This is a genomic window from Bacillus sp. FJAT-27445, assembly GCF_001510665.1.
Classification (GTDB): Bacteria; Bacillota; Bacilli; order Bacillales; family Cytobacillaceae; genus Bacillus_D.
In genome coordinates this window covers 360,718-373,029 of the sequence record NZ_LMTI01000005.1, presented here as the reverse complement: position 1 = coordinate 373,029, position 12,312 = coordinate 360,718, and the positions used below count along the sequence as shown (strand labels likewise).

The following is a 12,312-nucleotide window of genomic DNA, read 5'->3' as shown; positions in this document are numbered from 1 at the left end:
TCCTATTCTGGTAGAAATTCATTGGTAAAAGCTTTTTCGGCATCGAGTTCCTTTTCAAGAAGGCCGTTTTCGAACATCCATTGGCTGTAATTTTCCCATATTTCAAGCTTCTGTTCGCCCCACCGCTTTGCATCGTCTTGATATTTTGGCGCGAGCCATTCCTGGCTTTTTTTCACAAGCTCGGGATCAAGGTCAGGAACCGCTTTCAGTAAAATATCAGCGCTCTCGGATGGATTCTTAATTGCAAATTGGTAACCCTCGGAAACCGAGGCGACGAATGCCTCCACTATCTTCGGGTCGTTCTTAATCATTTTTTCATTTGTGGCAATAACAGGCGTGTAATAGTCCAGTTTCTCTGAATGGTCGGTTAGGTAAACCATGTTGATCGGTTCGTTCCGCAGCTCCGCCTCAATCCCAGTCCATGCATAGTAAATCCAGGCGAAATCAATGTCGCGCTTCACAGCCGTAAAGAAGTCGGAGTCGCCCATGTTGATGATTTTCACTTTATCCACATCGGCATTCTCCTGCTTCATCAGCAGGCTCAGCACTGCTTTTTCAACTGGCGAGCCCCATCCGCCATACGTTTTGCCTGCAAAATCCTTTGGGGATGTAATGTTTTTCGCTTTGGGCGAAGCGAATCCGGACGTGTTGTGCTGGATGACAGCCGCAACCGATACAAGCGGTACCCCTTGAATTCTCGCTTGTGTAATCGATTCCTGGTAGCTAACCCCGAATTCCGATTTACCGGATGCAACCAGCTGGTCGGCGCCCGCCTCGCCAGGAAGGATAATGTCGACATCAAGCCCGTGTTTTTTAAAATAACCCTTCTCTTTCGCCACATAAATCCCTGTATGGTTCGTGTTCGGCGCCCAATCAAGGACAATCTTAACCTTCTTCAAGGATTTTGCGGTGCCTTCTCCCTTTTTATCGCCCGAACAGCCGACAATGCCCAAGGCAAGTAATACTGAAAACAATACAACAAGCAATTTTCTCATGATTTTTCCCTCTCATCCTTAATTATTTGACAATGAAGGCGGAAAAGATGGTCGGGTTAAGAAATGTATGTACATATAGGCTAGTTGGATTTATATTTTTACTAACAAGCTGATTTTGGTAAAAATCTGCCTTGAAAAACTTAGCCAAATAAAAAAGCGCATGGGTTATCCCGAGCGCATAAAAATCCATAATAGGCGTAAAACGTCTACTAGAAGATGTTCCCTACGCTGGTACTAACCAGATCAGGTAAAAGGGTCAGCATCTGTGGATACTATCTCAGCCGGCAACACCGGCTCCCCTACATTTCCAAGCTTCAATTGTCACCATTACTATATAGGAAAAACGTTGATTCGTCTAGAAAAGAGACTGGTATCAGTAATTTGTAATGGACTAATAAAGACCAATTCAATCAAGTTTTAACGACTAATCGGTCTTTAGCTGAATTTTAAAGACTGATTCATTCAAGTTTTTACGAGGAATCAGTCTTTGGAAGCGTCTTAATCCTGTGAAAAGTGTAATACCCTGTCCAAAAGACTACTTTTTCGGAATTTCGCAGCCATCGTCATCACACATGTCCCCATCCAGGTTGTTTAAAACGACGATTTGATCTTCCGCAAGTACTTTTTCCAATGCCTGGACAAACGCTTCGGTTGGCTGTGCACCGGAAATTGCGTACTTTTTATTAATAAGGAAAAATGGGACTCCGGAAATGCGATACTGCTGCGCCGCTTGCTCATCGGCACGGACCTCGTTGGCCATGTCACCGCTAGCAAGCATCTTTGCCACTTCTTCCCGGTCGAGTCCCACTTCCACTGCCAATTCCGTCAATGTTTCATGGTCGCCAATATGTTTCGACTCAGTAAAATAGGCGTGAAGAATTCTTTCAGTCATTTCTTTCATTAAACCCTTTGTCTTGGCAAACATCGTCAAACGGTGGGCGTCAAAAGTGTTGGTCAATATCATTGTATCCATATTGTACTCAAGTCCGACTTCCTTCGCCATCCTTACCACGTTGTCAGAATTTGCTTTTGCCTGGGCAATGCTCATCCCGTATTTTCTCGCCAACATTTCATACATATTCTCTTTAATATCCCGGTCCGCATTCGGATCGAGCTCGAAGCACCGGTACGTTACTTCTATTGGTTGACCAATCTTCTGAATGGCGTCCTCCAGACGCCTTTTGCCAATATAGCAGAATGGTCAGGCAAAATCTGTCCACATTTCAATTTGCATACTAATCCCTCCAATCTTTCTTAATAGTATAGGGGCTAGGCGTGGATTTTACACCAAAAATGCTTAGTACGGACCAAGATGGAAGGCTTTTATTTTCCATATACTTAGCATTGTTCCTTTCCCATAGGGTAAAACTAACCCAAATTGAAAAAGGGGCGAAACGATGATTATAGAGGGTTCCATCATTTCTGGTGAATTCGATCCATCAATGAATGAATTTTCCTTGCAAAAGGTGAAAAATTTGAACACCCAATCGGTTCTAAATGAAAACCAGTTAACGAGCATCTACCGCTATTTAAAATCGCATGAGCACGAAGCCGAAGGGCAAATTATTACCCTTAATGACCAAATGCCTATTTGGTTAACCCAGGATGAACTGCGGCAGTTAATTACTGACCTTGAAGAGGTTTTGTCCACAAATAATTAAAGGAAACAGTCGAAAATAGTCGAAATTTACCTTGATTTATTTTAAATAATCATCAATAATACTGACAGGGAATTAATTTTCATTTGAATGCAGGATACTTTCTGCATTCAGAGTTGTTGGCAGATGTAATTGTTAAGTGAATATTGAGTTGGCAGCCATGGCATATTACGATTCAATATGAATGGAAAGGTAGAAACTATGAAAACAAATAAAGAAGAATTAATTAACAGAGCCAGTGCTATTCTAGGCCGCGACGTGACGCATGAATCAATCATGAAAACGGTTGAGTCTCTTGTGGAAATGCTGGAAAATGAGAAGGCAGCCAAGGAAGAGTGGTATGCCACAGTGAAACTATAAAATAGAATCAAGAAATATATCGGAAATTAGTCCTTGGTTTTAACCTTTTTGCTACATCAAAAACCCTTTAAGGTTCTTTTGCCTTAAAGGGTTTTTATTTTCTCTAACTAGCCAGTTACATTGATAGAAAGTTCTTCAGTTTCTTTAATTATTTTATAAAGCTTATGAATAGCCTCTGCAAATCGGACTTGTTCGGGTGCAATCATTTCAAAAACTTCACTGACCCTTTCCTTATAATGAGGCGGAGCAAACCTAAATGAACTAATTAAATCGACAGCCCCTTTTTCATTTGTACAGTAGTGTTCGTTAACCGCAAATATTACTTGGTTCAGGCAAGAAACACTCCGAAAGAAACAACCGGCAATGTACGCAACGTCTTCCCTATAGACAGCTTTCTTTGCTGCTTCAAGGGAAAAGGAAGCCTCCCATAAAAATTTATATACCGTTCCCTTTTTAAAATTTTCAGAGAAGGGTCTTGTTCTTTCTTTTAACCCGGAAACGATATTTTTAGAATCCCATATAATTTTACAGGTAGCTATTTCACCTACATAAATGCTATTCACAAAACCGTGGGGGTGTCCAGGATAATAATCGATGGTTATGTTTCCGTTAAGACACGCATCCATCGTTTTGGAAACAAGGTTTAGGTCTCGATAAAGTAGGTCCAGCGAAACGTTATGAACTTTAAGCCATCCCCGTCATGATATTTTCACGGTGGTGATCGTCAATTTCCGTTGCCAACTTTTGCAATGCGTCAATATCAAGGTCATTCGCAGATTCATAATAAATGCCAATATCAATATCTGAATTTGGTGTATGCGTGCCTTTAGCTCGGGACCCCCCAAGGACGATGGCCGAGATACCTGAAATACGTTTTAAACGATTGGTAATATCAGCTATGATATCTTTGACATCCATTAAACCACCTCGTTGCCACTGTAACTATTATTTTTTAATCGGGATCCAAATTTCACTGTAATAATCATCCGAGTAAGGGTCTGTTGGGCTGCAGTAAACCTCCATTTCCGGCCCTCCGGCATGCTCATATCCGGTTGCCGGGAACCATTCGGAATAAATTCTGCCCCATACCTTTTGTATTGCGGCAGGCATTGCGCCTTGCACCGGAAAGACCGCCCACGATGCAGATGGAATCTGCCTTTCCTCCCAATCTTCCGGAAGTTGGCTGATATTTTTTTCTGCGCAGATCAAGTAGGTTAAGTTCTCTTGCTCCTTATCAAAGTCCATGCAGACCCCGATTAATCCAAGCGGCCCGCAGTTTTTCACGAGTTCCTTGGACAAGCCATTCTGGTTCGATTCAACCCAGAAAGCAGGTATATTCCGGCTGTTTTCCCCACCAATGGTGGATGTCCGAATACTTTTCCCAACTACGTTAAACGCTTCTTTTTCCACAATCCTATAATCCATTTCCACATCACCCTTCAACTGAATTTGAAAAGAGAGCCTTGGGTACGCCTTCAAGGTTTGGCTGTTTTTCTTGGCATCCGATGGGCTGATTCCATGAATTCTCCGAAATGCTTTTGTAAAAGATTCCGGGCTTTCGTATCCGTACTTCATGGCAACATCAATCACCTTGGTCTTCGAGTTAACCACCTCCTGTGCGGCTAACGTAAGACGCCGGTTTCGGATATATTCACTTACGGTATAACCAGTCAACATACTGAACATCCGTTGAAAGTGAAACTTAGACATACAGGCCACTGCCGCAATGTCTTCAATCAATAGATTGTTGTCTAAATTCTGTTCCATATAGTCGATGCTGTCCAGCATCCTTTGAAGGCCCTCCATGCGCAACCCCCTCCTCTTAAACACAGTCTATCAACTGTGAACCAGGCTTTCCTGTTCTTCCGTGCTCATTTGAATCAGGTGATAATGTTGGTTTTTGCCTAATGGTTTATTTTCGACTAATCCGCTTGCTTTTCCTTTAAAATGACTAACCTTTCGCTAACAGGAAGCGATTTTACTATAATGGTCATAGACCAGAATCTTTGAGGGGGCGATTGCCATGAAACTAATTTCCATTTGTCCGAGCAATACCGAGCTGGCGGCTTACTTGGGGTTGACGCCATCACTCATAGGTGTGGATGATTTTTCCGATTGGCCCGAAGAAATCAATGGTTTGCCCCGTCTTGGACCTGATTTGAACATCGACATGGATAAGGTTGAAGCACTCCAGCCTGATTTGGTTTTAGCCTCCCTATCCGTCCCGGGAATGGAACGCAACATCGAGGAATTAGATAAGCGGAATATTCCTTATGTGATTGTTCCGAATCCAAAAACTTTGAAGGAGGTCGGCGACTGTATTCTGTTTGTCGGCCAGGTTACGAATACAACCGAAAAGGCTGAACAGCTTTTTGAAAAATTCAACCGGATTCTCGCTCTCTATGAAACTTTTAGCCGGAAGGTAGAGACGCCGAAAACCCTGTACTGGGAGTGGTGGGCAAAGCCGGTTTTCACACCAGGCGCCGCGAACTGGCTGACAGAAATCAGCAGGCTCGCTGGCGGGCGGAATGTTTTTGAAGACAGGCCTGAAGCAAGCGTGCAAACGGATTGGGATGAAGTAAAGGAACGGAATCCGGACGTGATTTGTGTGGTATGGGTCGGCGTCCACAAACAGAAGGTCAATCCAACGGTCATCCTGAAACGGCCGGGCTGGGAAAAAATTGAGGCAATTAAAAACAAACATCTGTACGTACTCGATGAACCACTGTATTGCAGGCCCTCTCCCCTATTGCTGAACGGCTTGGCGCAAATCGCACACATCCTTCATCCCGACATTTATCCGCCATTCGTTGAGGGAAAAGATTTGTTAATGGATTTTTGATTTTCTTCTCATTGAAGTGAATGTTAGAAAGACAAGAGCGTTATTACATTAATCAGGGGGTTTAGTACAAACCAAAATCAACTATAATAAATTTAGTACATATAATCAGGAGGTATTTAAGAATGGAAAGGGTATCAACTTTTTTAATGTTTCAAGAAGGAAACGCAGAAGAAGCGATGGATTTCTATACATCCATCGTTGAGGACTCTCAAATTACAAGCATTGTTAGATATGGTGCTAATGAAGCTGGACCAGAAGGCACCGTAAAACAGGCTGCTTTTAGATTAAAAGGGCAAGAATTTATGTGTATTGACAGTTATATAAAACATCAATTCACTTTTACACCTTCTTTTTCAATCTTTGTCACTTGTGATACTGAAGAAGAACTTGACAATCTTTATGGGAAACTACGTGAAGGTGGACAAGAACTTATGCCATTAAACAATTATGGTTTTAGTAAAAAGTTTGGTTGGTTAAATGACCGATTCGGAGTTTCGTGGCAACTAAACTTGCCTTAAATTATTCTAATGTGTCTCATAAAACCGCAAACCTAAGATTTCTAAGATTCACCTTCCTTTTTTATTTTTACTAAAAAAGACATACAAAAATAAGCATTTTAGGTATTGGTACTTAGAAACACTCCTCTACTGTAATGAAGAATGTCTACAATGTATAAGTCACAAATTGAATTTTGGAAAAGGAGATGGAACAATGCTAGGTTTACCGCGCGGAGAGGTTTTCCTCGTTCCCTGGACGCATGATTGGGGAGAAGAGTTTTTAAAAGAGAAAGTTCTGATCGAAGAAAATATTGGACAATACATCATAGCGGTCCATCATATCGGGAGCACGGCGGTACCGCAGTTAAGCGCAAAACCAATCATCGATATTGCGATTGAACTCGAGCATTTCGATGATGGCTTACATTGTGTTTCCGCACTGGAGGCATTGGGTTATCGGTATAGAGGTACAAATGTGCTGCCGGACCGGCATTATTTCAACAAAGGCGAGCCACGAACCCACCAAATTCATATGTACGAAAAGGGAAACAAGTATTTAATCGAACAGCTCCAATTCAGGGACTACTTGCGAAGTCATGAAGATGCCCGTATTGATTATGAAAATTTGAAGATCTGGCTTTCTGGTAAAAATAAGCATGATAAGCATCAATATGCCGATGACAAAACTGCGTTTGTAAGATCAGCGCTTAGAAATAGTCGGCTTAAAAACTGAGCTTGATCCATTCATCTTAATCATGATATGACGAATGTCCATTATGTTAATAGAAAGTGCTTTAAATTTAAGCTCCTCCCTCTGAATCCTCAACACTTCTACATTGAAAAAGCATGCCCATTCCGCCGAAGGATAGGCATGCTTTTTCGGTTGTGTTCGCATTTATAGTGATACATTCTCCAACTGGAATCCTTCCACAACTGCATCTTCTTCCACTTCTAGCAGCAGGCAGCGTTTTCCGTTGATGGTCACGTACCGAACGTTTTTCAAGTCTTCAGGGCTGATTGTCACGGTTGCAACCTTCGTATTGATTTTTATCGTTTTCGGAACAAGGCTAGTTGCCTTAATTTCTTTTTTTTCATTGTCGAGGACATTTTTGAAGGCGAATTCAACTTTTTCCGATGTAACGTCCTTCACGCCGCTATCAGCTAGGATCCGTTCGACATCGTGGTAATCCAGCATCGGCGCTTCCATTTCCTCTGATTCTTCAACGACTTTGTTGATTTCAGTATAAATGTTTCCGAGTACATCCGTTTCCACCTTTTCACCAATCAAACTCTGTAGGACTTGTTCAAAATTGTCTTTCTCTTCTTTGGCTGTATTGATTGGTTCGCACGATAGCACATGTTCAACAAAATGCGGCGAAGGCTGATTCGGCTTTCCTGCAGAATAGAGGATATGATTCACATCAGCCGTCCCCTGGGTGAATGTCGGGAAAAGGAAGCCAAACATTGGCGATGACAGGTTTATGATTGGATCAACCGCACTGCTTGCCTTGAACGCCTTCTCAATGTAATCAAATATGAGCGCGGACTTCGGCTGGTCGGTCCGGTTCAGGCTGCAAAGAATGAACTTATGGGAAAATACTTCATCATCGCCGCCCTCTTCGGAATCCGCACTCCTCATTCTCGTTGGAACCCTGAATTCACCGCGGATGAATGTGACAACCGTATCCATTTCGTAAAACAGGCCGTCGAACAATTTGGCGACAACGGCAAGCATCGCCTCCTGCCAGCCTTCTGATTCAGAAGCATGCAAGCTGTCGTAAAGAATGGTCTGGGTGCCGCCTTCCTCCCCGCGTCTGAATTTCAAATTAAACAGCTTGGAATCCAGCTGCCCTGCCACAACCTTCTTAAAGTTATCCATAAACAGCTCTTGCTGGAACTGTTCCAGCATCCCAAATGGGTGGCTTTCCATATGATAGATTTCCGATGTTTCCTTTTTTACATATACATTGAAAATTTCCGTGATATTCAGGCGTTCATTGTCTATTTTAAATTGCTTGCGTACGGTGCTGATGTCTTTATTATTCAAGTGAATTCTCCTCTCTCAGAATGTTGATTTTAACACTGCTTTTCTATCGATACAAGGTTGTTGGCCATTTTTTAAAAAAGTAAAATAGATAAAAGTTTAAGAGTTTAGCCTTTTAATCATATGCACGCTCATACAATTATTTCCTATTAACTCTACAAAATCTATCTCGCAATCTCCCAATTGGTCTATAATGGAAGTTAAGGAAATGGATAACCAGGGGGATCTAGAATGAGCAAAAAGAATATGCGCCTCGTTGGGTTTATTTTGATCGCGTGTTTGGCCATCGTTGGCCTTAATTTTGTGCCTGATGATCAGGCTGATGTGAATGTGAAGAAACAAAACATAGAGCGCCGTGCTGTAAATCTTGAAGCGTTCGGAAGGCTGTACGGATATGTACGTTATTTTCACCCGAGCGATGAATCGGCCGGACTTAACTGGGACCGGTTTGCGGTGTACGGAGCAGGACGTGTAAAGGATGCCGCGGATGACAGAGAATTGAAGAAGGTGCTCGAAGAACTATTTTTGCCTATCGCACCTTCACTGGTGATTACGGAAAAAGGAAAAAAGGCCGCAAAACCACAGGAACCGCAAAAGAGCGCCGAAGTGGTCGCCTGGCAGCACTATGGGCCGCCTGGGACGGACACTCACTTTTTTAAAAGCAGCCGAGTCCACGCCTACCTTATTGATGGTGCGTATTCATTCGATGATGGAATGTTATTTCCAAACTATCCAAAGCTTGAAGAAAAATACAATGGGACTTTAAGTGAGACCCTTCGCATTTCCATGCCGCTCATCCTTTATGTCGAGAATGGCAAAACACTTGGCAGTACGGAGAAAAGTTGGAAAAGCCTTGAAAAGCTTAAAGAGGAACTGGCGAACATGGATCCGAATCTGACGAGCGAAGATGAAGATGTCCGGTTTGCGGGGGTGATTACCACCTGGAACCTCCTTGCCCACTTCCAACCTTCTGACCTGAATACTGCGCGTAAAATAAGAGGGAGCCTCGCCGCCGCCCTGGAAGATGCCGCCAACGACCGCACACGGGAAGAATATATTGAAACAATCGCACTTCTTTTAGAAAAAACAGGCGACGGCATGGCAGAAAATACATTCATCAAGGATGACTCAATTTGGGATCGCCTTCCGTTCGCGCTCGATTTTGTGGAAGGCAAGCTGGTCGTAACAGCTGCTGACCAAATGGCTAATGTAAAAGTGGGTGACATCGTTGAAAAAATAAACGGTGTTGGCTGGATTGAATACTTGGACAAGCAGGCGGGTAAGATTCCGGGTTCCCCTCAGTATAAGGGGTGGCGAGCAATAGATTCGCTTATCTATTCAGATGAAGTAAAGCTCGGGATTATGCGGGAAGGCCTTTTGCGTGATGTCAAGGTAGATAAGAGCCGATATGGATATATGGATGAATTCAACCGGACCGACACTTTTAAAGAACTAGGAGAAGGAGTCTACTATCTGAATATGACGGTTGATGCCCGGGGCGCCTTTGTAAGAAATGAGGAAGCACTCAGCAAGGCGAAAGGGATTGTTTTTGATCTTCGGAATCCCCAATACGATGCGGAGTTCACAGAAAAAATTATCGCGCAACTGCTGGATAAGCCGGTAAAAGGACCAATTTTAAGAATAACCCAAACGATCTACCCGTATAAATGGAAAGCAACATACAACGAAATTCAAAATGAACTCACACCAGAAGAGCCGGCATTCAAAGGGAAAGCTGTATTCCTTGCGTACAGCGGTACAAAAGCAGTGTCAGAAACCCTTCTTGGGTATGTAAATGATAACAAGCTTGGAACAATTGTCGGGCAAAATACCGCGGGCGCACACGGATATTTGCAAATGTACCCAATCAACGGGACCTTAAGAGGCGTAATGACAGGCACAGAGACCGTTAATACCGCTGGGAAATCCACCTTTAAGTCTGGCATTGATCCCGATATATACGTATTCCGGACAATGGACGGCATCTTGAACGGCGTTGACGAGTATATACAAAAGGCGATCGAAGTGATTGAAGAGAAGCCGGAGTGAAATTTTACAATTGGTGAGCTGCCGATGGAGAGGTCAAAACTGCGAATCTATGGTTTGATTTTCATTGTCTGTATTGCGATTGTGGGGTTAAATTTCTTTCCCGAGGAACAGGCTTCTGTCAAGGTGAAAAAGAAAACTTCGGATCGCCTTTATACCAATTTGGAGGCGTTTGGAAGGCTATATGGATATATCCGTTATTTTCACCCGAGCGATGAAGCCGCCGAGCTCAATTGGAACCGGTTCGGGATTTATGGGGCCGGCAAAGTAAAGAATGCAAAGAATGACGAGGAATTGAAGACTTCGCTTGAAGAACTGTTCCTGCCGATTGCCCCTACCCTTTCATTATTTTTAAAAGAAGAAAAACCGCCAAAGCAGAAAAAAATGACACCTACTGGAAAGGTTGTCTTCTTGCAGCACTATGGTCCGTCCGGTCTTCAAAGCTCCCTTTATGAAAGCAAGCGTGTTGAGGCATCTGTTATGGACGGCACCCTGACATTTGAAGAAGGGCACCTGTTTCCCAGCTATCCCAAGATTGTGGAATCGTACGAGGGAGAGCTTGGGGATTCAATTCACTTTAATTTTCCTTTACCTCTCTTTGTAGACAACGGCAAAACACTCGGCACCACGAAAAAAAGCTGGGAGAACTATGAGAAACTGAAATCCGATCTTGAACAATTGGACGAAGATATGAATGCTGGAAATGAGAATTACCGTTATACGGGTATCATTTCAGCCTGGAATCTCCTTGTCCACTTTCATCCTGGCGCGCTTCAATTTTCCATGAATCCAAACCAGGAGCTGCGGGTCGCACTTGAAGATACGGCTGATGATAAAAACCCGGACGATTATTTCATGACACTGACCTCTTTAATGAAAAAAACGGATAATGGGCAGGCGATTTTAACTTTCCGTGAAGCTAAAAAGAATAATCGACGCCTTCCGATCATGATGGATATCGTTGAGGAAAAAGTCGTTGTGACCGGTTCCCATGACACTGCAAATTTCAAGACTGGGGATATTATTGAATCGATTAATGGCGTTGAGGCCCGCGGGTATGTGGAACGGCTGTCCCAAGGCCTGCCAGGTTCTCCGCAATTTAGAACGTGGATGGCAATTGATTCAATCCTCGATTTGGATGGAGCAGAAATCGTCTATACCCGGGATGGAGAGGAGAAAACAGCAACTCTTTCAAGCTGGGAAAACGCCAATGTTGACGAGTTCAACCGAATGGACCATTTCTGGGAAATTGAAGAGGGCATCTATTATTTCAACCTTTCCATGGATATTAAAGAAACGTGGAAATTGTATCTAGACATTCTTGATAAGGCAAAAGGCATTATTTTTGATATGCGCACAATGAAATCCGACGAACTATTGTATAGGGAAATAATCGCCCATTTAAGCGAACGGACAGTGTCAGGCCCGGTCGAGCAAGTGATGCAGGTAATTTACCCCCACAAGGAAAAGGCCACTTTTGCCGAAAAGCAGGATGCGATAAACCCCGTCCAGCCTAAATTCAAAGGGAAAATTGTCTTTTTGGCGAATGCCGGAACGGTTGGCCCGCCAGAATATTTCCTTCGTTATGTAAAGGATCATGGCCTTGGGACGATTGTCGGCTGTCTGAGCGGAGGAAGATACGGGAAAACGCAGACTTATCAGGTTGTCCCGTATATCCGCGGAACAATGGCCGGCACCAATACTCTTGGATTGGATGGACATCCGACTTATCATACCGGTATTGTGCCCGATGTTCCTGTAACAAGGACGTATGAAGGAGTCCGGAATCAAATTGATGAGGATTTATTAAAAGCTCTAAGATTTATTAAGGAATAGGTTTTAGGAAAATCACTGCGATTTATTAATATTT

General features: G+C 43.2%; 13 protein-coding genes and 1 riboswitch. Of the genes, 7 read left to right on the top strand and 6 right to left on the bottom strand.

The genetic code is table 11. From position 1 onward, the window contains the following. Nucleotides 1–2: 2 nt before the first annotated feature. Nucleotides 3–995: an ABC transporter substrate-binding protein gene (locus tag AR337_RS16505; RefSeq protein ID WP_059173110.1), complete on the bottom strand. Its 993-nt coding sequence runs from the start codon at nucleotides 993–995 to the stop codon at nucleotides 3–5. A gap of 203 nt (nucleotides 996–1,198) precedes the next feature. Continuing rightward, a riboswitch (TPP riboswitch) is annotated at nucleotides 1,199–1,306 on the bottom strand. Nucleotides 1,307–1,530: 224 nt separating this feature from the next. Next, nucleotides 1,531–2,184 carry a DsbA family oxidoreductase gene (locus AR337_RS16500; RefSeq protein WP_301335731.1) on the bottom strand — a complete coding sequence of 218 codons (654 nt, stop codon included), beginning with the start codon at nucleotides 2,182–2,184 and terminating at the stop codon, nucleotides 1,531–1,533. A 208-nt stretch (nucleotides 2,185–2,392) separates the two neighbouring features. Between AR337_RS16500 and AR337_RS16495 the strand changes: the two genes are divergently transcribed. Further along, nucleotides 2,393–2,656: a hypothetical protein gene (locus AR337_RS16495; RefSeq protein WP_059173108.1), complete on the top strand. Its 264-nt coding sequence runs from the start codon at nucleotides 2,393–2,395 to the stop codon at nucleotides 2,654–2,656. Between the two features lie 198 nt (nucleotides 2,657–2,854). Further along, nucleotides 2,855–3,013: a hypothetical protein gene (locus AR337_RS23275; protein WP_156424430.1), complete on the top strand. Its 159-nt coding sequence runs from the start codon at nucleotides 2,855–2,857 to the stop codon at nucleotides 3,011–3,013. A gap of 107 nt (nucleotides 3,014–3,120) precedes the next feature. Here AR337_RS23275 and AR337_RS23805 read toward each other — a convergent pair whose 3' ends face one another. The 3 genes from AR337_RS23805 to AR337_RS16480 are packed head-to-tail and all read right to left on the bottom strand — an operon-like array spanning nucleotide 3,121 to nucleotide 4,819. Further along, nucleotides 3,121–3,639, bottom strand: coding sequence for a hypothetical protein (locus AR337_RS23805; RefSeq protein WP_059173107.1), 519 nt, complete (start codon nucleotides 3,637–3,639; stop codon nucleotides 3,121–3,123). A gap of 58 nt (nucleotides 3,640–3,697) precedes the next feature. Beyond that, the gene (locus AR337_RS23800) at nucleotides 3,698–3,931 is read right to left on the bottom strand and encodes a nucleotidyltransferase domain-containing protein (RefSeq protein WP_059173106.1); all 234 of its coding nucleotides are present in this window, start codon (nucleotides 3,929–3,931) and stop codon (nucleotides 3,698–3,700) included. 27 nt (nucleotides 3,932–3,958) lie between these two features. Continuing rightward, the gene (locus AR337_RS16480) at nucleotides 3,959–4,819 is read right to left on the bottom strand and encodes an AraC family transcriptional regulator (protein ID WP_082687022.1); all 861 of its coding nucleotides are present in this window, start codon (nucleotides 4,817–4,819) and stop codon (nucleotides 3,959–3,961) included. A 217-nt stretch (nucleotides 4,820–5,036) separates the two neighbouring features. On the opposite strand from AR337_RS16480, the gene AR337_RS16475 reads away from it, so the two are divergent. The 3 genes from AR337_RS16475 (at nucleotide 5,037) to AR337_RS16465 (ending at nucleotide 7,085) form a co-directional block, all read left to right on the top strand. Beyond that, a complete protein-coding gene (locus tag AR337_RS16475; protein WP_059173104.1) occupies nucleotides 5,037–5,855 on the top strand; it encodes a cobalamin-binding protein in 819 nt (272 codons plus the stop codon). Between the two features lie 122 nt (nucleotides 5,856–5,977). After that, complete coding sequence (locus tag AR337_RS16470) at nucleotides 5,978–6,373, top strand: VOC family protein (RefSeq protein WP_059173103.1); 396 nt, start codon at nucleotides 5,978–5,980, stop codon at nucleotides 6,371–6,373. Between the two features lie 193 nt (nucleotides 6,374–6,566). Continuing rightward, on the top strand, nucleotides 6,567–7,085 hold the full coding sequence (locus AR337_RS16465; protein ID WP_059173102.1) for a GrpB family protein: 519 nt from the start codon (nucleotides 6,567–6,569) through the stop codon (nucleotides 7,083–7,085). Nucleotides 7,086–7,247: 162 nt separating this feature from the next. Here AR337_RS16465 and AR337_RS16460 read toward each other — a convergent pair whose 3' ends face one another. Beyond that, nucleotides 7,248–8,399, bottom strand: coding sequence for a DUF4317 domain-containing protein (locus tag AR337_RS16460; RefSeq protein ID WP_059173101.1), 1,152 nt, complete (start codon nucleotides 8,397–8,399; stop codon nucleotides 7,248–7,250). Nucleotides 8,400–8,627: 228 nt separating this feature from the next. Between AR337_RS16460 and AR337_RS16455 the strand changes: the two genes are divergently transcribed. Then, nucleotides 8,628–10,445: a S41 family peptidase gene (locus AR337_RS16455; protein WP_059173100.1), complete on the top strand. Its 1,818-nt coding sequence runs from the start codon at nucleotides 8,628–8,630 to the stop codon at nucleotides 10,443–10,445. A 24-nt stretch (nucleotides 10,446–10,469) separates the two neighbouring features. Beyond that, on the top strand, nucleotides 10,470–12,278 hold the full coding sequence (locus AR337_RS16450) for a S41 family peptidase (RefSeq protein WP_059173099.1): 1,809 nt from the start codon (nucleotides 10,470–10,472) through the stop codon (nucleotides 12,276–12,278). Nucleotides 12,279–12,312 lie beyond the last annotated feature (34 nt).